The sequence below is a fragment of the Acinetobacter sp. YH12233 genome, from assembly GCF_013417725.1.
Taxonomy (GTDB): Bacteria; Pseudomonadota; Gammaproteobacteria; order Pseudomonadales; family Moraxellaceae; genus Acinetobacter.
Genome location: NZ_VPDK01000032.1, coordinates 1 through 22,073 on the forward strand (window position 1 = coordinate 1; position 22,073 = coordinate 22,073).

At 38.4% G+C, this 22,073-nt stretch carries 20 protein-coding genes and 2 pseudogenes; 7 read left to right on the top strand and 15 right to left on the bottom strand.

The window, feature by feature from the left end:
• The 3 genes and pseudogenes from FTV12_RS12540 to FTV12_RS12550 all read right to left on the bottom strand — a co-directional run.
• The coding region (locus FTV12_RS12540; protein ID WP_151760684.1) for a transposase at positions 1-140 on the bottom strand (140 nt) is incomplete at its 3' end.
• 82 nt (positions 141-222) lie between these two features.
• Entirely contained in the window at positions 223-552 is a 330-nt protein-coding gene (locus tag FTV12_RS12545; protein ID WP_180034166.1) for a hypothetical protein, read from the bottom strand.
• Positions 553-1,173: 621 nt separating this feature from the next.
• A pseudogene (locus FTV12_RS12550) lies at positions 1,174-1,563 on the bottom strand (tautomerase family protein).
• A gap of 183 nt (positions 1,564-1,746) precedes the next feature.
• Between FTV12_RS12550 and FTV12_RS12555 the strand changes: the two are divergent.
• Positions 1,747-2,037 (top strand): hypothetical protein, encoded by a 291-nt coding sequence (locus FTV12_RS12555; RefSeq protein ID WP_004785797.1) that lies wholly within the window; start codon positions 1,747-1,749, stop codon positions 2,035-2,037.
• Positions 2,038-2,241: 204 nt separating this feature from the next.
• On the opposite strand, the gene FTV12_RS12560 is transcribed toward FTV12_RS12555, so the two are convergent.
• The 4 genes from FTV12_RS12560 to FTV12_RS12575 all read right to left on the bottom strand — a co-directional run bounded on the left by FTV12_RS12560 (position 2,242) and on the right by FTV12_RS12575 (position 6,222).
• Positions 2,242-2,685: a BLUF domain-containing protein gene (locus FTV12_RS12560; protein ID WP_179993017.1), complete on the bottom strand. Its 444-nt coding sequence runs from the start codon at positions 2,683-2,685 to the stop codon at positions 2,242-2,244.
• Between the two features lie 215 nt (positions 2,686-2,900).
• Positions 2,901-3,908, bottom strand: a complete 1,008-nt coding sequence (locus FTV12_RS12565; RefSeq protein WP_179993018.1) for an HlyD family secretion protein — start codon at positions 3,906-3,908, stop codon at positions 2,901-2,903.
• Between the two features lie 34 nt (positions 3,909-3,942).
• On the bottom strand, positions 3,943-4,143 hold the full coding sequence (locus FTV12_RS12570; RefSeq protein ID WP_179993019.1) for a DUF1656 domain-containing protein: 201 nt from the start codon (positions 4,141-4,143) through the stop codon (positions 3,943-3,945).
• Between the two features lie 3 nt (positions 4,144-4,146).
• Positions 4,147-6,222, bottom strand: a complete 2,076-nt coding sequence (locus FTV12_RS12575) for an FUSC family protein (protein WP_179993020.1) — start codon at positions 6,220-6,222, stop codon at positions 4,147-4,149.
• A 424-nt stretch (positions 6,223-6,646) separates the two neighbouring features.
• Between FTV12_RS12575 and FTV12_RS12580 the strand changes: the two genes are divergently transcribed.
• A complete protein-coding gene (locus FTV12_RS12580) occupies positions 6,647-7,441 on the top strand; it encodes an IclR family transcriptional regulator (protein WP_179993021.1) in 795 nt (264 codons plus the stop codon).
• 361 nt (positions 7,442-7,802) lie between these two features.
• On the opposite strand, the gene FTV12_RS12585 is transcribed toward FTV12_RS12580, so the two are convergent.
• The gene (locus tag FTV12_RS12585) at positions 7,803-8,732 is read right to left on the bottom strand and encodes a LysR family transcriptional regulator (protein ID WP_179993022.1); all 930 of its coding nucleotides are present in this window, start codon (positions 8,730-8,732) and stop codon (positions 7,803-7,805) included.
• A gap of 134 nt (positions 8,733-8,866) precedes the next feature.
• On the opposite strand from FTV12_RS12585, the gene FTV12_RS12590 reads away from it, so the two are divergent.
• The 3 genes from FTV12_RS12590 to FTV12_RS12600 all read left to right on the top strand — a co-directional run bounded on the left by FTV12_RS12590 (position 8,867) and on the right by FTV12_RS12600 (position 10,591).
• Positions 8,867-9,295 (top strand): DMT family transporter, encoded by a 429-nt coding sequence (locus tag FTV12_RS12590; protein WP_180012210.1) that lies wholly within the window; start codon positions 8,867-8,869, stop codon positions 9,293-9,295.
• 12 nt (positions 9,296-9,307) lie between these two features.
• On the top strand, positions 9,308-9,772 hold the full coding sequence (locus FTV12_RS12595; protein WP_034170895.1) for a DMT family transporter: 465 nt from the start codon (positions 9,308-9,310) through the stop codon (positions 9,770-9,772).
• Between the two features lie 120 nt (positions 9,773-9,892).
• On the top strand, positions 9,893-10,591 hold the full coding sequence (locus FTV12_RS12600) for a DUF1826 domain-containing protein (protein WP_180012212.1): 699 nt from the start codon (positions 9,893-9,895) through the stop codon (positions 10,589-10,591).
• Positions 10,592-10,656: 65 nt separating this feature from the next.
• Here the strand turns inward: FTV12_RS12600 and FTV12_RS12605 are convergent, their stop codons facing one another.
• The 7 genes from FTV12_RS12605 to FTV12_RS12635 all read right to left on the bottom strand — a co-directional run bounded on the left by FTV12_RS12605 (position 10,657) and on the right by FTV12_RS12635 (position 18,823).
• The gene (locus FTV12_RS12605) at positions 10,657-11,151 is read right to left on the bottom strand and encodes a flavin reductase (RefSeq protein WP_180012214.1); all 495 of its coding nucleotides are present in this window, start codon (positions 11,149-11,151) and stop codon (positions 10,657-10,659) included.
• A gap of 87 nt (positions 11,152-11,238) precedes the next feature.
• Positions 11,239-12,267 carry a methionine synthase gene (locus tag FTV12_RS12610; protein WP_180001986.1) on the bottom strand — a complete coding sequence of 343 codons (1,029 nt, stop codon included), beginning with the start codon at positions 12,265-12,267 and terminating at the stop codon, positions 11,239-11,241.
• Between the two features lie 42 nt (positions 12,268-12,309).
• Positions 12,310-13,308: a putative oxygenase MesX gene (locus FTV12_RS12615; RefSeq protein ID WP_180034167.1), complete on the bottom strand. Its 999-nt coding sequence runs from the start codon at positions 13,306-13,308 to the stop codon at positions 12,310-12,312.
• A gap of 283 nt (positions 13,309-13,591) precedes the next feature.
• Positions 13,592-14,284, bottom strand: a complete 693-nt coding sequence (locus tag FTV12_RS12620; protein ID WP_159123558.1) for a metallophosphoesterase — start codon at positions 14,282-14,284, stop codon at positions 13,592-13,594.
• A 459-nt stretch (positions 14,285-14,743) separates the two neighbouring features.
• The gene (locus FTV12_RS12625) at positions 14,744-16,060 is read right to left on the bottom strand and encodes a sorbosone dehydrogenase family protein (RefSeq protein WP_179993027.1); all 1,317 of its coding nucleotides are present in this window, start codon (positions 16,058-16,060) and stop codon (positions 14,744-14,746) included.
• 176 nt (positions 16,061-16,236) lie between these two features.
• Positions 16,237-17,961, bottom strand: a complete 1,725-nt coding sequence (locus FTV12_RS12630; RefSeq protein ID WP_180012218.1) for a bifunctional protein-serine/threonine kinase/phosphatase — start codon at positions 17,959-17,961, stop codon at positions 16,237-16,239.
• A gap of 52 nt (positions 17,962-18,013) precedes the next feature.
• Positions 18,014-18,823 (bottom strand): formate/nitrite transporter family protein, encoded by an 810-nt coding sequence (locus FTV12_RS12635; protein WP_125278664.1) that lies wholly within the window; start codon positions 18,821-18,823, stop codon positions 18,014-18,016.
• Positions 18,824-19,103: 280 nt separating this feature from the next.
• Here FTV12_RS12635 and cynS point away from each other — a divergent pair, with 280 nt between their 5' ends.
• Both cynS and FTV12_RS12645 read left to right on the top strand, forming a co-directional pair.
• Positions 19,104-19,553, top strand: a complete 450-nt coding sequence (cynS, locus tag FTV12_RS12640; RefSeq protein WP_004785763.1) for a cyanase — start codon at positions 19,104-19,106, stop codon at positions 19,551-19,553.
• Positions 19,554-19,901: 348 nt separating this feature from the next.
• Positions 19,902-22,060, top strand: a pseudogene (locus FTV12_RS12645) (TonB-dependent siderophore receptor).
• Positions 22,061-22,073 lie beyond the last annotated feature (13 nt).

The window sequence follows — 22,073 nt, forward strand, 5'->3', positions numbered from 1 at the left end:
AATCCATGTTGCAAAGCGACTGAAGCAATTGAAACGTCCGGTGCTTTACAAGCCTGAACGATCTGCTGTTTAAATTCAGCACTGTATGTTCTTCGTTTTTTCGCAAGAGATGCGATGGATGTCTGATGATTTGTAGTCATAAATTTAAGTCCCCACTTGTTTCTAAGTGGGGACTAAATTAAGGCTTATAGGATGAATTCAGAAGGTGTGTTCAGCGGACGCTTACCCATATCTTAGATCTTTTAACCATCTGTCATGACTCTTATGCCTAAAAAAATCGATAGAGAAAATAGGTGTCTCTGTGAAACACACAATTTTATGGCCATACCAGTTAGATTGACTTTGAGTAGGTTTTGAAGCATCAATTTTTCCATGAAATTCTTTAGTACTACTTTCAAGAATGCTTTTAATGGCATTCTCAGTTGTCATATGTACTAAAAAAGGAGACATATCACTTTTTTCAAAAGGACGTAGCTCCAAAGTTTTAGTATTAATTTTATGTTTTGACCAAGGATAATATTTTCCAACTTCTTTTATTGAAGGTAATGTCATACCAAATACTTTTGAATTAAAAAGATATTTTGATTTATAGGAGCAGGTATTTCAACTTTCTAATACATTAAAATATTCACATAGTTTGGCAGAGCTGTAAATTTATATTGAATATTTTTCTAGTATGACCGCCCTTAGGCGGTGTATCCCATCAAAAAATTTTGCCATGATGGCTATTACGATATGGTGGACGCATAATTTTTAACTATGAATGTGAATTTTGTACCTACATAGTTCGATAAATTTTTGTATTTATTTAAGATTTAATGAAATTAAAAATCTACCAGGATTCTAGAAATGCAGCCCTATCTATTGAGCTATCACGGCTCCATAAAGAAAGTTTAGAGATTCGGTCGAATGAACTATTAAATATTTTAGGTTCATGAACTATGATTGTTTAATTAAATCAATATATCTTTATAAGATATTGTAAAGTATAAATTAAACTGAAAAATTATTTATGAACTAGACTTTAGGTAAACATAAGTGCAGTAAGATATTATGCATATAGCCTATTCCTGTATGTAGCACTCACTAATTAGTTAATATGTCTTTTTCATCCTCGTCGTGTTAAAACGTAGTTATTAAGATTAGTTTGAAAGTTTTCTTTATATAAATCACTTAAATATTTACCTCATAACCTAGATGAAGCTCATCCGCAATTTTCCCTCGAACACCCCAATTTTCTTTTAGGAGTTTCAAATATAGTTATTTGAATATCATTAGATTTAATTTCACATAAATGACTTATATTTTTAAATAAAGCCAAAACAAATGCTTTCTTGGTCTCTTTTGTTCTTCCTTCAAATATTGAAATCTCGATAATGATATAAAATCTAGATCGATTCTTTAGGTAAATAAAATTTTCAGACTCTAAAGGTATAAATCGTTGAAAAATCTTTTGTCGGGACAACTTAGCTTTTTGATTAAAGCTTGATGGATAGCTTGAATCAGTTCTATTCTATGTACTTCGATTGTTTCATGTAAAGCATAAATTTTTATTTGAGACATTGTTTTCTACGCGCTTATAGTTAAAGTTTTAATTATAGTTAGCACTTTAATCTGGCCGACGTTGTAGTACAGCATCATTCATAAAAAGTTCAATTATTTATACAAAACAACTAAATGCTGCCCTGTCTAAATTGATAAAATTCTGGTCCTCTATAAAAAACTTGAAGATCGATAAGGACTAAAGTGAACAGACAACATGATTTACCTGAACTAAGTAAATATAGTGAGCTAAGTAGCGATGAACAAGTAGCTATTCATCAAATGCTTATCTCTTACGTACGCTCAGATCACTTTTATAATATTATCTTGACTCACAATGTTGAACCCTATGACTTGGTTAAGCTTGTAAGTATTAGTTTTGAGAATAGAGATGCAGCTATCTGGGTTCATTTCGAAACAATAACGGCTGAAAGACTAACTATGCCTCTCGATTTTATTTCAAGAATAGAAATATGTAATCAGGAAATATTTTAAATACTGAGACTTGAAGTGTTGAAATTTATTTAAGTTGCCTCGGAATTTTAAATCTATTAAAAAATAGAGACGGTTAACCCTCTCTATTTTTTAAAACTAAAAATTTAATTATTTTATAAATTTCAATAACTTAAAATTATAAATATAGCATGTAATATATCAATTTCTTTAAATTAACATATCACATGTTACATCTTAATTTGATTAGGCCATCACCTGGGCTTTGTATAAATCATCTTCGTGCTGTCTGAGTAATTCTATAAAAGCAGGAATAGTATCTGGATCCAGGAGATAAGGATTAAATCCATCATGATGATTCTTGATAAAGAACTCAATGAGATCATTATGGACATTGGCATACTTCATGTGCCAACTAGAGAAAAGATATGAGTCAATTAGTTCATAAGAAAGAATTTCACAGTTCTTATGGCGTGGATCTTTAACTATTCGATTATAGAAAAGGTCTTTTACACTTTCTTCAGTGCCTTCCAAACACTGGACAAAATAATTATTTCCGAAATAGAGTGCACCAAAGATTTTGTGTAACTCATTAAATTCTAAGGCTTCTGTTAAAATATTATAAAGTTCAGAAGTAGAGTATCTCTCATCTTTGAACTTACTTACATATAAAAGCCTTACGTCATTCATAATAAAAAATTCCTCCTGTTTAAAAAAAGTTCATACGAAAATATAAAAATTTGAACGAATGGTCAATAAAAATGTAATGACAAGGTAATTTATTGATTGAATTATATACTTCTTATTATTGGGGTTTTCATATAGCTGTTTGATCTTTTAAATCAGGATTCATGACAAGGTTCTCTTTTCTTCAAGAACCTTGTGTTATTGAATTACAGGTCAGTTTATTTTTCTTGCTTTTCTATATGCACTGTTGCTGTTCGCCCTGCAACGAAGGCAAGTTCATTCTTTGGTAATTCATCCAGAATAATCTTAACAGGGACACGTTGGGCTAAACGTACCCAGCTAAAGGTTGGATTCACATTCGCTAAAAGACCTGAACCAGCAGTACGTTCGCGATCTTCAATCCCCGAGGCAATACCTTGCACATGGCCCTTAAGTTTTTGCGAATCACCCATCAGCTGAATTATAGCTGGTGCCCCTACGTAAATTTTATCCAGTTTTGTTTCTTCAAAATAACCCACTACATAGAGTTGTTTGCGATCTAGTAATGCTGCAACCGCTTGGCCAACTTTGACATAGTTCCCTTCTTTTAATTCAAAATTTGATAATGTCCCATTTGCTGGAGCAACAACTTCTGAACGATGTAAATTAAGTTGCGCGAGATTGAGGTTATTCTCGGCGACTTGTATTAGTGCTTTTTGCTGTTCGATATTCGCTTTTGCCTGTTCGATTGCAGCTAAGGACTGCTCATGCTCGGCATGTGATTCATCTCGTGCAGCAAAAATCTGATCCTGTTCCTGTTTTGAAATAGCACCATCCATTAAACTTGAATAACGGCTCGCATTCTTGTCTGCCAGATGAATACTTGCTTGGGATTTCACGACATTGGCTTTAGCATTCGCCAGTTCAGCCTCAGCTTGCGCTAAACCTGCTTTTGCTTTCGCAAGATCCGCACGAGCTTCTTCAACATCTAGTTCTTGACGTTCAACATCAATTTTAAATAATGGTTGCCCTTTCTTGATGGTCTGGTTATCTTGCACCAGTACTTCTGTGACCAGGCCTGAAATATCTGATGACACCTGAATAACATCACCACGTACACGCCCGTCCCTCGTCCATGGCTCAGAATTATAATAATTCCAGATATGTCGAATCACTAAAATGGCGAGAACAGCCACTACCGTCAAAAGTACAGGTCGCAAATATTTGCGTAAATTGACAGATGTCATATACGGTTTCCCTCAATCATTTTAATATCAGGCCTCATAGTAATAAGCCTGCCCAATGGACGGCGCCCAGCAAAAGTACGTAAATGCATAAGTAGAAAATATTCGGCATGATGATCCAGTCATTTGCGACTAGTTTATCTAGCCACTTCATCAAGATTCTGAGCAGTACATAGGCAATCACAGCTTGAATCAATAAAATCGGCACATACACACCATAGATATTCAGCTCTCCCATGTATTAATCTCCTGCGCCTGCATATCTTGGCGGTGTCTTGATATGACATAAGCTGCTACGAATATTGTTGAGTGAAATATGCAGCCGTTCTACAACATCTGTATGTTCCTGCATGATGAGATCTGCTTCTAGAGCCTGTATGTTGTTAATTAACTGTGTGAAGGCAGCATCATAATTTTGTCCAATTTCTTTGGCACGAAAATATTCATCCAGCTGTATTTGAAGATCTTCGAGTTGCTGGGTCAAAGGCTGCTGTTCAGGTAACTTGAGTATGAGTTCCTGTAACCGTGCCAGATCCACGACGGCGCTGGATTCAATGAGTGCCTGATTGATTTTATTTTTCAGATCTTCAGATTCTACTGCTTTAGTATTTAATACCCCGATGCGGTCAATCATCGTACGTAAATGAATACGGAACCGTACCCCATAAGGAATATACAGTGCCTGACGAATGGCTCGATTATGAATAGCCAAAATGCGCTGTACGGTTATATCTGGCGACATTGCACGGATCATATGGATAATAAATACAGCGATGATTGGCCCGATCACTGTACCAATTGCTGCATCGAAGAAAGAAATTTGATCCAGGGTATAACGGTTCTGAAAATTCAGCCCCATGATCGTCCCCATCAACAAAGGCAAACCAATTCCAACTAAGGGTGGATGCAAAAAAAGCATCAGGCAATATACGCAGAATGGTGCAAGTACAAGTGCTAACTGCCAAAATTCTATAATGTTTGGAAAAATTCCATAGGCATATATGAAGATCACGATCGAAGCATATAAGCTACTGCGAATAAACAGCTTCAATGCAGGCACCGGATTATCCAGCGCCGTTAAGATACATGCACTGATCGCAGCCATTTCAGCCAGCATAAATCCAGCTTTCCAGCCGCTTAAGATCCAAAAGGCAGTAGCAATAAAAACTGTGAGGCATGCAGAAACCCCGCCCCGCACTGCTACGCCATGATCACGATGTAAAGTTGGATAGTTTGTAGTAAGTGGAACAATCATTTCAGGCAGTGAAGTATCCCCCTGTTGGATTCGCTGCCAGATCAACTTAATTGCATGGATATTCTGAATAAAATGACGGATATCCATTTTCAAACTTTTCAATATTACAATTTGCTCATCTTTTGAATGTTCAAAAATTTTTAGGAAATCTGTTTCAAAATCAGTAGGAAGCTGATTCAATTCAGACTCTTTCAATAGATGTTCATCTGTTAGATATGTATTAATTTTGGAATGTAAATCTGCCAATGACTGGCGATATCCTGTATCAATGAAGTCTAACTGTTGCATGCGTTCAGACATCGCCACCAAATTACTCACCAGCATTGTGATCTGGTTCAGCATTTCCTGTAGTGGTTTGGTCATTCCCTGTAGAGCTGACTTTTCATAGCTTAAATGCACAGCCATGACATGAATATCTGCAATATCTGCAGCCAATTGGCTTAAAGCTTTTGTATAGTTCTGGTCTTGACGTGGTTCTAATAGAATTTTATTAAAAATCTGCTGAGTATCCGCTAAGGTTTTACTGACACGACTTTTCACTGCGGGGCCAATATGCATTGGAAATATGGTCGTCGTCACAATCGCGCTGCAAACGACGCCAATAGTAATTTCCAGAAAGCGTCCTACCGCCATATCAAATAATGAAGCAGTATCAATAAAGTAAATGATATTAAAGCAGACGATGACTGTCGTATATCCAGCCAGCATCAATATATAACTGCGCGGTGTACGATCAAGCAGAGAGAAATATAAGCAAAGACCAACCCAACAGGATAAAAACAGCGTAAACAACCACGGCGTATTGATTAGCCAAGGAGTAACTGCAACTGCCACAATTGCGCCTAATAAAGTACCTAGTACACGATAGATACTTTTTGAAGCGGTCATTCCCGTATAAGGATTGGCAATAACGAAAACTGTGCCAATAGCCCAAATCGGATAAGCAAGATCCAAACTCAACGCAACGTAGAGCGCCAAAATACCAGCCACAAACGTTTTAGTCGCAAAAATCCAGTCCATTTTATTTGGACGAAATGCGAGTAAAGATTTTATAAGCAGCATGGTTTCTCTCTAAGAGCTTATTTTATTTTCTAAAGCAAATAACCTGCCCACCAAGCCCAAAGAACTCAGTGACAAAATTTTTACTTGTTGAAAGTCTATAAAATTAGAATATTCAGCTGATTAAACTGAAACTGGTTGATGAAAATATAAAAAGCAAAAGATAATGCTTTGCTTAATTATTCATCATTGGATATTTGTGTAAGTAATTTTTTCAAATAAACGCTTTATTGTCAATAAAAATATCTCTATATGAGAATAAGCATGATTTTTTATCATTGCACAGGCAGTTAGGCTGAATATTTGTATCTTTTCTTCCTCTATCCTCATGATTCGAGAATTTAAGATAAATAGTTGCCTCTACTACCCTCTTTTAAGCTAAAGTGAGTCATCATCTTTTTCAATGGTCAGCACTTCAGGTTTTTTTATGGCGCAAGCAAGTTTTGGAAAAATTCTTACGGTTCTCGATCTATTTTCGTTATCACGTTCAGTGATTAATGTAGATATCATCAGTGAAGAATTAAACCTCTCCAAACCTACCAGTTATCGCTATTTAAAAGAATTGGTATCGGCTGAATTATTACAGCGAATCAGTGGCACATCCGGTGACTATACGCTGGGTTCGAAAATTGCTGTTCTGGATTATATTTCAAGAAAAACTGATCCTTTGGTTCAGATCAGCATTCCCTTTATGCAGGAAATCGTCGAACGGACTGAGTTCTCTTGTATATTGACTCATCTCAATTATGATTCTTGTATCGACTTACATGACGAAGTCTTTAAAAATGCACATCTGCTTTCATTCGGACGCGGTTGTCCACGTCCTGTCTATGTAGGTTCATCTTCAAAAGTCATCATGGCACATTTACCGAAACAAGTGTTGCTTGACTATTATCAACGTTATGCAGATGCATTTGCAGAAGTAGGATTTGTGCAGAATGAAACCGCTTTTCTGGAACAAATGAGAAAGATCAAAAAACAGGGATATTATTATTCTAGTGGTGAACTTGATCCTCAAGTTGCAGGTTTGTCTGTACCAGTTAAATTCTCTCTTAAAGAGCCACCTTTAGCGCTTACTTTATTAGCTTCAAAAAATAGATTTGATTTTGTAAATCTGGAAAAATTAGTACAAATTCTTCAGGAGAAAGCACAGATTATTGAAAAGAAGCTCCTGCACCATCCTGAAAGCACAAGTGACATTCGTAATAATTTAACCAAATAAAATTTAAATTATGTTTGAAAAACTATTTATATTCTCATAATATGATTATCAGTCTTTAAGCCATAGCATTCTTACTGAATTAAATGGCGAGAAGATTCCTCAGAGGTAAAAAAGCCTATTTCGAATGAGATAGGCTTTTTTATTTTAATTTTGGATTTATAGCAATAATGCAGATACATTTAAGGAAAGTTAAGAATTTTGCAATTGCAATGTGTAGATAAAATCTAAAATCAGAAATCTAAAAACGTATAAATTCATCCATTTTATGCTTTTCATCTTAGCTCTGCTTTAGAACCCTTCTTGATCGAAAAAAGATAACTAAGAAATCAATTAAGCTTTCTCTAATTAGATCATAAAAATTTTATAATTTAAGAATATTATCCCAGTAAGGCGGATCTCCAATTTCTTTTAAAATGAAATCAAGCACAGTTCTGACTTTTTGTGAACGAATTCTGTTTTCGGGAGAAACCAGATGAATCCCTATAGAATAAGGCTCTACTGTACTGATCCAGTCAGGAAGAAGTTGAACCAGTTTATGGGTTTTAAAATAGTCTTCCGTAAAAATCCAGGTTGGAAATAATACAATCCCCCGTCCTTCCAATGCCGCATCTACCAAGACTTCTGCATTATTACTTCTTAAAGGCCCTTGTGGCTCAATTAAAACCGGAGTGTCATGCTCTTGCTGACGGAAATACCAACGTTGGCTGCCTGAAACGCCCTTATACACCAAACATTGATGATTCTGAATCTCGTGTGGGGAATGTGGAGTTCCATATTTTTCAAGATATGCAGGACTCGCACACAGCACATATTGTTGATCACAGATCTTGCGTGCGATTAATGCTGAATCTTGTAATGAGCCAATCCGTATGGCAATGTCTACACCTTCTTGTACAGGGTCAATAAAAGTATCCGTCAAGATCAGCTCGACTGAAAGATCTGGAAAGCTATCATGCAATTTATTCACTATATGCGATATATGTAGCCTTCCCAGCGCAACCGCTGTATTGATACGAATTAACCCTCTGATCGCATTTTTACCAGAAATTTCTTCATTGGCCAGATCTAGCGTATCAAGCACTTCCTTAATTTGCACAAAGTACTTTTCTCCTATGTCAGTTAGCCGAACAGAGCGTGTATTACGATAAAAAAGTTGTTGCCCAATTTCCTGTTCAAGTTTGGAAATAAAACGAGATACTGAGGAAGATGAAACCTGAAAATGCTTTGCCGTAGCTGAAAAACTGCCTGTCGTTGCCACCATCACAAAATAGCGTAATGCATTGAGTTGCATACTTGATCTATCCCTGAATTTAATTCAATCATTTTATTATTGTCATAATAGCAATTATGTTTTGAAAAATTGCGGAATTGTAGCTTTTAAATAAGAGAATATAATTCGTTGCTTTCTTCCTTTGGAAAGCATATATGAAACAGTTGTGGATTTTCCCATTAGTCGTTCTTGCAGGTATGGGGTTATCTGTTGAAGCGGGTTTACTGGGTCCACTCGGGGAAGAAATTGGGCATTTCTGGGCGACCTTGGGAATTTTCGCGATCGGATCACTGCTCTTAACCTTGGGGTTGATCTTCAACCGTCCAAAGCTTTCTCTTATGTTCAAGCAGCCACGGTGGCAACTGACTGGCGGTATATTAGGCCCTATATATGTAGTGGCTTTAACTGTAGCGACACCTCATATTGGCGTTGGCCTGACCATGGTGGGCATCCTGTTTGGCCAGGTTGCAACCAGTCTTATTATTGATCACTGGGGTTTGTTAGGTAGCCATAAACGGGCTGTAGACAAATATCGTATTGGCGCGCTGGTAGCTATTTTAGCTGCATTATGGCTTATTCAATAAGGAAGCTTCTCCATGATTTATATAATGTTATTAGTCGTTATTTTTGGCGGAGCAGTTTTATGTGCTCAATCTTCAATTAATGGTCGTTTGGGTGCTAAAGTAGGTGTATTAGAAAGTTCTTGGCTGACATTTGTCTTAGGTGCTCTAGTCAGTTTTCTAATCGCTTTCTTTCTTGAACCCAACCATGCATTGAATTTATTCACCGCACCAAGATGGCAATTAACAGGTGCATTTTTTGGCGTGGCCTATATGCTTACGATTGTATTTGCTATGCCTAGACTGGGCGCTGCTGCCACCACTGTCGCCGTCATTAGTGGCCAGTTATTAATGAGTCTGCTCATCGATCATTTTGGATGGTTGAATAATCCGGTGATTCATTTAGATGGATCCAGACTAGCAGCAATTGCCCTATTAGCTGTTGCACTATTTTTTATCTATAAAAGTAATATTGCAGCCAAAGCACAAGCTGAAAATTAAGATACTGTGAAAGGAAAGAGATTTTAGGTTTTAAAATCTCTTTTTTTATGAGCTCATAAAGTTATTTTGAGGAATCTAAGGGTAATATTAGGCATAGTTCATAAGTCATTTCACTTAAGCATGCATAATCAATTTTCAGGCAATAAACAAATTCGTGTAGTCTCAAACTTTTCAGAACTCGTTAATTCGGATTTTAAGGGTGCGATGAATGCGATTTGCTGGTCTAGAAATTTAGCGGGTGATTTTGCCGAGATCGTGAATAAGCTTCATTTACAGGAAAATATGACTGAAGTTTCAATTGATGATCTTATGAAACTCCAGCTGTCAGAAAGCGGTCATCTGGCAAGAAAGATTATCTTAGAAGATATACAGCTACTGACTGACTACGGCGCTTCCCCTTCACTCAATCTGCTCAAATGCTATGAACGGGATGATGAGCTTGATTTTATTACTACAGATGTCTATTCATTTCATGTCGATCGCTCACCGATTGAAACAGATACTTTCTTATGTACCTATCATGGCGCTGCAAGCGATATCTTGCCTAATGATCAGGTGGAACAAAAGATTCTGATTCCAGAAATCAGGGCAAAGCTGAAAGAATTATATGATGGCCCAGAAGCCGGATTTGAAGATTTTCTGGAAGAGTATTTCTTTGATCTGCATTATCAACCTAAGCCTAATGCAAAACCTGTAAATTTAGGTCAGGGACATCTTTGGCGATTGGCAGTCGATCATCCAGCCCAAAGAGCCCTACCTTGTGTACATCGGGCTCCGGTTGAAAATGAGGGTGAATATCGATTGCTTTTGATTTGTTAAATTCGATACAAATCTTAAAAATGAGAAAATCCACATTATCTTATTGTCATTTTTCTCATTTTCATTCAAGCAAATTCTAACTGTCCAACCGAATGGTAAGTACGATTAAAATACACCAGGCTCTGATCTTGTTCGCTCCGTTGAATCGCAACCACTCGACACATAAAGATACTATGTGTCCCTACTTGCTGGATATTCTCGATTTCACAGTCAAAACTCACTAATGCATCGCCTAGTACAGGTGAGCCTGTTTTTAGTATTGTCCAAGAACCTAATTGAAATCTTCGTTCAGAACTGAATTTGCTGGATGCGAATGCATTAGAAATCTGTTCGTGCTGTGGACCCAAGACATTCACCGACAAAATTTTGTTCTCGATAAAATGCGCATGTGAGCGAGATGACTGATTCATACAGACCAGCAATGTCGGTGGTGTATCAGTCACGCTGCATACTGCAGATGCCGTAAAACCATGCATTCCTGTCTCACCCGAGGTTGTAATGACATTCACTGCTGTGGTGAGTAAGGACATGGCATTTCTAAAGTCAGTCGCTTCAATCATCTCTTAAATCCCTAATTGACTATCGCTTTGATGAAGAGCGGTAAAAGTACATGTATTCCTTATACAGCTCTTAAGACAAATGAATACTCAGGCTGTCAGTTCTTGACGAACAATAGCTGCGCCAGCACTTAAAGCATTCAGTTTGCCTTGTGCGACTTGACGCGATAAAGGTGCCATACCACAGTTGGTTGAAGGATACAGCTTGTCAGCATCCACGAACTGAAGCGCCTTTCGTAAAGTATCTGCAACCTGTTCTGGTGTTTCAATTTGATTGGTTGCGACATCTATGGCGCCGACCATGACTTTTTTGCCACGAATCAATTCAATCAGATCCATTGGTACATGAGAGTTTTGGCATTCAAGTGAAACAATGTCAATCTTGGACTTTTGCAGTTTCGGAAAAATTGCTTCGTATTGGCGCCACTCTGAACCTAGAGTCTTTTTCCAGTCCGTATTGGCTTTGATACCGTAACCATAGCAGATGTGTACTGCTGTTTCACATTTCAGACCTTCAAGCGCTCGTTCTAATGTGGCAATGCCCCAGTCATTTACTTCATCAAAAAATACATTAAATGCAGGCTCATCAAACTGGATGATATCTACACCTGCTGCTTCGAGTTCAAGTGCTTCCTGATTCAGGATTTTTGCAAATTCCCAAGCCAGTTTTTCACGGCTCTTATAATGAGCATCATAAAGCGTATCGATCATGGTCATTGGACCCGGCAACGCCCATTTGATTGGCTGCTTAGTTTGACTACGCAAGAACTTGGCATCATCTACAAATACAGGTTTCTTGCGAGCGACAGCACCCACGACGGATGGCACACTCGCATCATAGCGATTTCGAATACGCACCGTCTCACGCTTTTCGAAATCCACACCTTCCAGATGTTCAATAAAGGTGGTCACGAAGTGCTGACGGGTTTGTTCGCCATCACTGACGATATCAATGCCTGCCTGTAGTTGCTCATGTAGGGACAAGCTCAAAGCATCTCGCTTGGCTTCAAGGAGCTGCTCGCCTTCCAGTTTCCAGGGTGACCAAAGTTGCTCAGGTTCGGCAAGCCAAGACGGTTTCGGCAAGCTGCCAGCTGTAGATGTTGGGAGTAAAATGCTCATGTCTAATCTTCTATCTCTATATTCGTTAATTTATTTCTTCATTCAGGCAGTATGCTCTTGATGAGCATTATCTACAGTAAAATTTGCGGCCCACTTTTCAAGAATGTCTTTATACGGCTTAATAAAATTTTCTTCTGTCCATTTGCCCTGCTTAACTGCTAATTGACTACGCTCCACACGGTCGTAAACGATTTGTGTCAACGAATAATCCTGATAATTCAGGCTTGGTTGATAGATCAAACCTGCAGGCGAATTGGTGTTGTAAATTTCAGGACGATAAATCTTCTGGAAACTTTCCATGGTACTGATCGCACTGATAAGTTCGAAGTCCGTGTAATCACGCAATAAGTCACCGGCAAAATAGAATGCCAACGGTGCATTACCATGTTCAGGTTTGAAATAGCGAACGCTTAAGCCCATCTTTCTGAAGTATGCATCTGTACGTGAATACTCATCATTTTTATATTCCACACCGAGTACAGGATGCACATGTGCAGTACGGTAATAGGTTTTCGTGGTAGATACACTCAGGCAAATCACCGGCTGTTTCTTAAACTCGGCTTTAAACACATCTGAATGAATTAAATGCTGATAAAGTTTGCCGTGCAAATCACCAAAGTCGTCAAGCTTTGCATCAGCTTTATCACTGAAAGTTGGCAATACAACGCTAAAGTCATAATCACGTACATAAGATGAAAAGCTGTTGCCAGTCATGCCTTCAATGCGTTCATTGGTTTGATGATCAATGACGGTACTTTTCAGCATCTCGATAAAAGGGAAAGTTTGACCATGGCCTTCAACATCAAGTTCCGCAGAGATAATGTCAATTTCAAGGGAATAACGGTCGCCTTTAGGATTATCACTTGTCGCTAATGAATTAAAACGATGATTTATCATGGCTAGAGTTCTGCGCAGATTTTCCTGTCGACTTTCACCACGTGCCAGATTGGCAAAGTTGGTTGTTAAACGTGTGTTGTCTGCGGGTTGATAATTTTCATCGAAACGGATGCGCTTGATTGAGCATGTAAATTGATTATCCATGGAGATTCACTATCCTAAATTTTTAAATAAAGCCAAATTTCTGTATAACTTCATTTAAACGTGAATCTAGAGATGAGTAAAACGATATAAATTCAGTAAAACATGAGAGAAATTCACTATAGCTGAATTAATTGTATGAATACTTACTCAAAATTAAATAGAACGAAATACAGTTTCTCATTCAAAAATAAATATAGATCGCCTTTTATAAAAATGAGCTATCAATTTAATTTTAAAGGTAAAAATTATTGATGTGTCTTTCAATTGGCTCTTGCTGTAGCACCTAGTTTGCATCATTTATTTTAACAACACACAACTTCTGCGTATAAGCAGAACCGACATCGATATAGTGGCAATTATCAATTTGAGTATGGTTTTTTACAATCGTATGACCCAGATAGATCTCATCGATATTTTTAACGGTTCCATAGCGATAAGAATGATTGCGAATTCTCCCTCTACCCCAAAGAGCATTGGTATATGCTGAAGTTAAGCCTGGAATTCTATTTTCACCTTTTGCAATTTTCTTTTTAAATACATTCCAGTCATTAAGCGCAATATCTGCGTGTAAAATGCCAATCTTTTTATGTTTTAGGTTTAGTTCAATGGCCAAAGGAAGTGCAGAAAAAATTTCACTGAGTTCATCCTGTTTTTCGGTAGATAAAAGATAGAACCACTCACCGCCATTCTGGGCATGCATATCCTGAATCCATGCATCGTCACGGCCCTTAATACACATTTCCTCATGATTACCGCGAACGCAATAAAACCAGGGTTGACTAACCAATGAAACACATTCCAGGTTTTCATTACCTCGATCGACCAGATCTCCGGTACAAATCAGTAGATCTTTCTCAAAATTAAAATGAACTTTCTCTAATTCTTGCATGAGCAAGCTATAACAACCATGCAGATCCCCAACCACATATATGGCAGAGAAATCAGATCCATAAATTACCTTAGTTAAAGTGTTCATAAGTATCTTCTATAACATGGAACCCTGTCTGCCAAACCTGAAGCAAAAGATGATTCTTAAATCATATCTTTTAATTTTAATGCTGTTTAAAACCTTAAAGATGATTTTTTAACATTATTTATCTACTACAATTAAATTATTTTAGTCATAAAGCCCTTTGTAAAATATAGGAAAGTTCACATAATGTTAACTTTTGTATAAATATATTATTTTTTTTGTAAGTTTAAGCTTACATCGATTGGAGCAAATACTCTATATCCTGTTTCCTCAATTTTTGACATTATGTTTCACATAAAGAGTCAGCAAGGAAAGCTGATAATAATCGCATTACAATGATAATAAAGTCGAAAGACAGCGAACTTACTGGGATGGTAAGTGATAAAAGTAGAGACTACAGCCGCTAAGCCTTATAGTTTTGGGAGAGACTATAAGGCTTTTATTTTATTAGCATCTACTTATTTATTGATTCGGTGATACTCGCCAAATCACGTTCCCTACATCATCAGCAACTAATATTGCGCCTTGAGCATCTGTAGCTACACCCACAGGCCGACCAAATGCATCTCCATTTTTGCTTAAAAATCCGGTCAGAACCTCTTGAGGCTGACCAGAAGGCTGACCATTTTGAAATGGCACAAAAATAACTTTATAACCACTATGAGGTTTCCTATTCCAGGAACCATGCTGGCCAATGAGTGCACCATCACGATATTGGGATATTAAATTAGCCTTATAAAATGTCAGACTCAGTGATGCAGTATGATTCCCCAATGCATAATCTGGCTTAATTGCTTTCGCGACCAGTTCAGGCTTTTGCGGTTTTACCCGGGTATCCACATGCTGGCCATAATAACTATAAGGCCAGCCATAAAAAGCGCCATCTTTTACTGAGGTCATATAATCAGGAACCAGATCATTGCCCAGTTCATCGCGCTCATTCACTACAGTCCATAATGCTTCACTCTGAGGCTGCCAGTCCATGCCATTGGGATTACGCAAGCCTGTAGCAAACGGCCGGGTTTTACCTGTAGAAAGATCCAATTCCATGATCAGGGCGCGTCCTTCTTCCTGAGCTATGCCATTTTCAGCCACATTACTATTGGAGCCTACCGTAATGTAGAGCTTTGTCCCTGCAGGATTGGCAATAACATTTTTTGTCCAGTGATGATTTAAGAGGCCAGCGGGTAAGTCCAATACTTTAGTGCCTTTTTCTTTGATCTGGGTCATACCTGGCTGATAAGAGAATCGCACTAAAGCATCTGTATTTGCGACATAAAGCATATTACCCACTAAGGTCATTCCAAACGGCGAGTTTAAATTTTGCAGAAATACTGTTTTCTGATCAGCAATGCCGTCTTGATCGCTGTCACGCAACAGGCTAATACGGTTGGCGCTCGGATAGGATGATCCTGCTCTTCTCATCACCATTTTCATGATTTTGCCTTTAATGCCTTTACTATCTTCGGGCTTAGGCGGAGCATCGGTTTCAGCCACCAGTACATCTCCATTCGGCAATACATATAACCAGCGCGGGTGTTGAAGGCCTTGTGCAAATGCTTGCACTTTTAAACCCGATGCCGGCGTCGGCATGACGCCTTCAGGCCAACCTTTTGCAGGGGCAATGTTGACGACCGGAAACGGTCTTGATTTTGGTTCAGGTAAAGACGGCTGAGCGCCATAACTATCTGTTACGGGTGTTTTGGATGAAACTGTACAGCCGGTAAATGCCAATATGATTACGGTACTTAAGGCTGATAGGAGAAATTGAGCCGCCATGGTATTTCCTTGCTTTTTGTTTTTATCTCTCCCATTTTAAAAGGTGGTTGAAATCGTAATGATATAGTTCTTGTAGTTTCTGGTTGTGGATTGATTGCCGTAAATATACTAGTGACGCAAGCTGCCCAAAGCATAGAACACGGTCTAATTTTTTACTTATATTCACTCCAATCTTCTTAAATAAATGGCCATGCAATACTTAATAAAAGTAAAAGTCCTAATACAGCACAACTGATTTGCCAGAAACGTAAAGGATCACGTTCAATCATGGTAGGAGCTTTGGATTTTAATAATTCCTTGGATGGGTGTTCCAGATCATGGATCAATTCAGTCAATGCCTCATAACGATGCATCGGCTCGATATTCAGTGCCTTTTTTAGAATCTGGTCTAACCAGAGTGGTAAATCCGGCCGATATTTTTGAATGGAATGATATTGAACTTTTTTCATCTGTTTCAATGACTTACATCGAGCTAAATCTGTACCATAAGGAAGCTGTTTAGTCAGTAAATAATAAGCCATGGCTGCCAAAGAAAATTGATCGGACTGAATCGATGGTGAATGTTCAATGAAATATTCAGGCGCCATAAATGCCAAGGTACCAAGTGGCCGATTCACATGTTTAGGATTAATTTCGACTAAACCTCGTACAGCAGTTGAACCATAATCAATCAGTTTGACTTTAAGTGTATTATCAACGTTTAAGACCATAATATTTTCAGGACGTACATCTTGATGCAACATTTCCAGTCGGTGCATTGCATTTAAGGCCAATGCTGTTTGCTGCAAAATAGGGAGAATATCTTCCATCTGCAAAGGCTTTTTCTGTTGATGCAGCCAGCGATCTAAGGTTTCTCCCTGCAAATATTCATAACTCTGGAATAAATATTTTTTCTCTGATTGATGCGGATAACATTGCAGCAGATTTTCGTGCTTAAGACGCTTTGACACCCAGTCCTCAAGTTGAAACTGTTCAACAGCCTGTTCATCTTGCTGCAAATCTACTGCCAGAGTTTTAATCACTAGCGGTTGCCGATCATGATCGTGTGCCAAATACAGGCAACTGCGGTGATTTTGGTGCAGGATTTTGTCAATGGCATAGCCTTCAAATGCTTCACCTTTGCTGAGCTGGGGTGGAAAGACATAATCCTGGTGCATATAAAACTGATCTGGTTCAAGCAACTGCTCAATACGGAGCACTTGAAGACTTAAATTATCATCACTGCCCTGTTTTAAAGCCTGTTCAACCAGGAATTTGGCAAGCTGATTTAAGTGATCTGCTGCTAAGGTGAAATCTAATAATTGTTGGTCTGTAACAAACTCATAAACCCCATCAGTCATGAGTAGAAAGACATCTTTTTCTTTTAGTTCAAGGCTTTGATAATCAATTTCAATACGATAATCCACCCCTAAGGCACGACTGAGATAATGTTCTGTCGAAGACAGACAGACGCGATGATCATGGGTTAATAATTCAATTTCACCATCTCGGATTCGATAGATACGACTATCACCGACGTGAAAAATATGCGCCTGATGCTGCTTTAAAATAAGTGCGGATAAGGTACAGACATAGCCCCGGTCTTTATCGAAACGTCCCTGACTTTGTTGAGTTTGTGCATATAACCATGAATTTGTGGCGCGAATCACCCGTGCTGCTGAAGTCTGGGTGCTCCAGGCATCCGAAGTCGAATAATAATCTGAGAGAAAACTGCTGACGGCTGTTTCTGCGGCAATGTGACTGACATTGCTACTGCCGATCCCGTCGGCAATCGCACAAGCTATACCTTTTTGCTTCAGTACATGACCTTCTGGTAAAAAGATGCCATAAAAATCCTGATTCTGATCTTTAATACCAGCCGTAGAATATTGTCCAATAGCGACTTTTAATGTTTTTTTCATATTGAAAACTCAAAAAAGGGATCATATTGATCCCTTTAAAAATGATTCATTATTAGAATTCTTTTTTCGCGCCAGTACGTACATGTGTGGTGTAAAGTGCCAGACCTGTTAAGGCTAAACCACCGACCAGATTACCTAAAGCAACCGGTAATTCATTCCACAGGAAATAATCTGCAATCGAGAAGTCACCACCCATCATCATGGCAAATGGGAACAGGAACATGTTTACCACTGAATGTTCAAAGCCCATGGCAAAGAACAGCATCACTGGCATCCACATTGCGATGAACTTGCCACTCACTGTAGTTGACATCATCGCACCAATCACCCCTAAAGACACCATCCAGTTACACAGCATGCCGCGAATAAAAATAGTTATCCAACCTGAGAAACCATAAGCCGCATAACCTAAGGTACGGTCTTCACCAATATGAGAAATCTTTTCACCGACTGGATTCGGATCAGTCGCAAAGCCCATGGTATAAACAGCAGCCATCAGTACTGCAACGACTAAACACCCAGTAAAGTTACCTAAAAATACCAGTCCCCAGTTTTTTAAAATGCGTGCCCAGGTTACGCCAGGACGTTTATCCAGCCATGCCAGCGGTGTTAATACAAATACCCCGGTTAGCAAGTCATAGCCCAATAAATACAACATGCAGAAGCCGACAGGAAACAGTAATGCGCCAATCAGCGGCACACCAGTTTGCACTGCAATCGTAATTGCAAATACGGCTGCCAAGGCCAAAATCGCACCTGCCATAAAGGCACGAATCAAAACATCACGGGTTGCCATATGAAGCTTGGATTCACCCGCATCTACTACTTTTTTTGCAAACTCCGCAGGAGCAAGATATGCCATGTTGTCGTCCTCTTTTTCAATATACGGACCTGTTTTTCGAAAAAAAGACGCCTAAGATCATTGAAGACCTTAGGCGCCGTTGCCTTGAATATTAGAACAGGTAATGGTGAATGGCGTCGTTGCCATGTATATCGAAATAGAAGCAAAAGCTATGCCACAAATAATTAACAATCGCTTAAATATTCATTTTCTATTTAGCATGAACTCTAGAATGCTGTTGGCATGATATCTGCATTATCCGTTCTGCATACATTCATTTGAGAATAATATGGAGAGGATTATGATTACCCATCGTCAACAAGTAACTGATATGATCATTTCAGCGAAAGTTTTAAAGTCAATTAAGTGGTCAGATGTTGCCAAAGAGATTGGTCTTTCTAAAGAATGGGTAACCGCTGCATGTTTAGGTCAGATGGCGTTTAATAAAGAGCAAGCAGAAAAGATTGGTCAGATTTTTGGCTTAAGTGATGAAGCCGTTGCATGGCTACAGATCGTGCCATATAAAGGTTCCCTGCCAACCAGCGTACCGACCGATCCTTTAATTTATCGTTGGTATGAAGTGGTGAATGTATATGGTTCTACCATTAAAGAACTGATTCATGAAGAATTTGGTGACGGTATTATGAGCGCGATTGATTTTAGTATGGATATTCAACGCGAAGAAAATCCGAATGGCGACCGTGTCAATGTCGTATTGTCTGGCAAGTTCTTGCCTTATAAAACTTATTGATCAATATCATTTATAAAAAGCCATCAATGTGATGGCTTTTTTTTATTTCATTTTTCTTTTTATATTTGAGTATTAATCTCATTCTCTACATGAAAAAAATTTAGCGAATATACTTTATAAATTTAAAAATTAATATGAAGTCAATAATTTACATATTATTTTACTAAAATAAATCGTTTTTATTTTAAGCAAAATCTTAACCCCTTCTTCTTTTAATCTGCTTTAACTGCAAAGTATTCCTCTATCAATGAGTAATTTTTAATTTAAATTTCCTATTGTATTTAGATTGATTTAAAAATATCTAATCAATAAAATTAGCGATAATTATTATCATTTACATTCATTAAAATGTTTTATACCAATCATCCAACTTTCAAGCTATCTTTGCTCAGTTTTGCCATATTGATGACACAGCAAAGTTTTGCAGAAAATAGTCAGCAACTTCCTACCATCACGATAGTCACTGATGCAGCACAAACAACAGAAAGCTCTGAACAGACTAAAAGCTATATTATTCAAAATTCTGCAACAGCTTCTAAACTAAATATTCCTCTTAAGGAAACGCCACAAACAGTGAATGTAGTGACGCGTCAACAATTAGATGACTTTGCACTGGATAATACCCGTGATGTACTCCGCAACTCACCGGGGATCACTGTAAGTAACCAGGAGACCGAACGAACTTCCTATCTATCACGTGGTTTTGAAATCTCAAACGTATTGGTAGACGGCGTTGGGATTCCGCTTGAAGGCTATAACTACAATAATGACAATCCAGACAGCTTTTTATTTGACCGTATAGAGATCGTTAAAGGTGCAAATGCCTTAAATAATGGTATTGGCGATCCGGGCGCTACCATTAATATGATTAGAAAACGCCCTACTCAGGAACTTCAGGCCGCGTTTAATACCAGTTATGGTTCATGGAATACCCAACGTTATGAAGCAGATGTTTCCTCTCCCCTGACACAGGATGGAAAAATCAGAGGCCGAGTATTTGGGGCTATCAGCAGACAGGTGATAGTTATCTGGATCACTATGAACTCGAAAAAAATGGCATTGGTGCCGTGGTTGAGGCTGACCTGACTGATTCGACCTTAATAACTGCTGGTTATACTGAAACGAATCATAATCCCAATGGTGTCAATTGGGGTTCCAATCCTTTAATCAATACTGAAGGTGAACAGTTAAGCTATTCAAGAAATTATAATTACAGTCCGGACTGGGCCTACTGGGACAGTAATATTAAAAACTATTTTGCCGAGATCGAACAACAACTTGGCGCTGATTGGAAAGCTAAACTGAGTTATGAGGAAAAACGGACTGAACGGGATTCAAAACTTTTATTCCTGTCCGGTAAACCTGGTGCTGACGGTACTTCAGGTATTTTCTTATATCCAGGTATGTATATTGATGACAACAAGGAACAGCAGGCCAGTCTGAGTTTTAGTGGCACCTATCCACTTTGGGGACAACAACATGAGGCATCTTTTGGCTATATCTGGGCTGAAAACAATCTGAATGAGTTAGGTTATGCTGGCAGCTTTACCAACCCACTTACCACAGATCTATCCAGTTTTACGCCGCCCGAACCAGTTTGGGATATGTCAAAAACCAGTGGTGAAATGCACATCCGGCAAAAAAACCAAAGCCTATATGCCGCCACCCGTTTACATATGACTGACGATCTGAAACTGCTTTTAGGTGCCAACTATGTTCAGGCTGAAAGTACAGGCAGCAGTTATGGAACAGACACGATTTATGATGAGAATAAGCTATTACCTTATGCAGGCCTGACTTATGAATTTAGTCCTGAATATACAGGTTATCTAAGCTATACCTCAATTTTCCGTCCACAAACAACTAAAGCTCTGGATGGCAGTGTTAATAAACCGGTTGAAGGTGAAAGTTATGAAGCCGGGATTAAAAGTTCCTGGCTAGATGATAAGCTCACCGCCAGCATGGCCGTATTCAGAACAGAACAAAGCAATTATCCGTTGCGAGATTCTGACGGTATCCCGACTTTACGTAAAACCCAGGTGAGTGATCTACGTTCACAAGGTTATGAATTTGGTTTGGCTGGTCAGTTAACGGATCATTTAAATCTAAGCTTTGGCTATACTCAGTTTAGTCTTAAAGATCTGATCAACGGTGGTGATGCCCGTACCTTTAATCCTAATCAGTCTTTTAATCTTCTGACCACCTATCAGGTGCCACAGATTCCAAAACTGAAACTGGGCCTTGGTGTGCAATGGCAGGATAAAACTTATCTAGAAGTTCCTGAAGCTGCTACAGAGGGTGTTGTTACCCAACAAGCAGGCATTATCAAACAGGATGCATATGCGCTTGTGAATCTGATGGCCAGTTATGAACTCAATGATCACATTACTTTGCAGGCCAACGGGAATAATCTGACCAATGAAAAATACTTATTTAATTTCCCGAATCAGCAAGGCTTCTATGGTGCACCGGCAAATTACAGTGTGGCCGTAAAATTCAAATATTAATTTTTCGCTTGAG

Coding starts and splice junctions, on each gene's coding strand:
- FTV12_RS12600 (WP_180012212.1), top strand. CDS start 9,893: ATGCATAATCAATTTTCAGGCAATAAACAAATTCGTGTAGTCTCAAAC.
- FTV12_RS12585 (WP_179993022.1), bottom strand. CDS start 8,732: ATGCAACTCAATGCATTACGCTATTTTGTGATGGTGGCAACGACAGGC.
- FTV12_RS12615 (WP_180034167.1), bottom strand. CDS start 13,308: ATGGATAATCAATTTACATGCTCAATCAAGCGCATCCGTTTCGATGAA.
- FTV12_RS12590 (WP_180012210.1), top strand. CDS start 8,867: ATGAAACAGTTGTGGATTTTCCCATTAGTCGTTCTTGCAGGTATGGGG.
- FTV12_RS12625 (WP_179993027.1), bottom strand. CDS start 16,060: ATGGCGGCTCAATTTCTCCTATCAGCCTTAAGTACCGTAATCATATTG.
- FTV12_RS12575 (WP_179993020.1), bottom strand. CDS start 6,222: ATGCTGCTTATAAAATCTTTACTCGCATTTCGTCCAAATAAAATGGAC.
- FTV12_RS12610 (WP_180001986.1), bottom strand. CDS start 12,267: ATGAGCATTTTACTCCCAACATCTACAGCTGGCAGCTTGCCGAAACCG.
- FTV12_RS12560 (WP_179993017.1), bottom strand. CDS start 2,685: ATGAATGACGTAAGGCTTTTATATGTAAGTAAGTTCAAAGATGAGAGA.
- FTV12_RS12565 (WP_179993018.1), bottom strand. CDS start 3,908: ATGACATCTGTCAATTTACGCAAATATTTGCGACCTGTACTTTTGACG.
- FTV12_RS12620 (WP_159123558.1), bottom strand. CDS start 14,284: ATGAACACTTTAACTAAGGTAATTTATGGATCTGATTTCTCTGCCATA.
- FTV12_RS12635 (WP_125278664.1), bottom strand. CDS start 18,823: ATGGCATATCTTGCTCCTGCGGAGTTTGCAAAAAAAGTAGTAGATGCG.
- FTV12_RS12595 (WP_034170895.1), top strand. CDS start 9,308: ATGATTTATATAATGTTATTAGTCGTTATTTTTGGCGGAGCAGTTTTA.
- FTV12_RS12605 (WP_180012214.1), bottom strand. CDS start 11,151: ATGATTGAAGCGACTGACTTTAGAAATGCCATGTCCTTACTCACCACA.
- FTV12_RS12545 (WP_180034166.1), bottom strand. CDS start 552: ATGACATTACCTTCAATAAAAGAAGTTGGAAAATATTATCCTTGGTCA.
- FTV12_RS12580 (WP_179993021.1), top strand. CDS start 6,647: ATGGCGCAAGCAAGTTTTGGAAAAATTCTTACGGTTCTCGATCTATTT.
- cynS (WP_004785763.1), top strand. CDS start 19,104: ATGATTACCCATCGTCAACAAGTAACTGATATGATCATTTCAGCGAAA.
- FTV12_RS12570 (WP_179993019.1), bottom strand. CDS start 4,143: ATGGGAGAGCTGAATATCTATGGTGTGTATGTGCCGATTTTATTGATT.
- FTV12_RS12630 (WP_180012218.1), bottom strand. CDS start 17,961: ATGAAAAAAACATTAAAAGTCGCTATTGGACAATATTCTACGGCTGGT.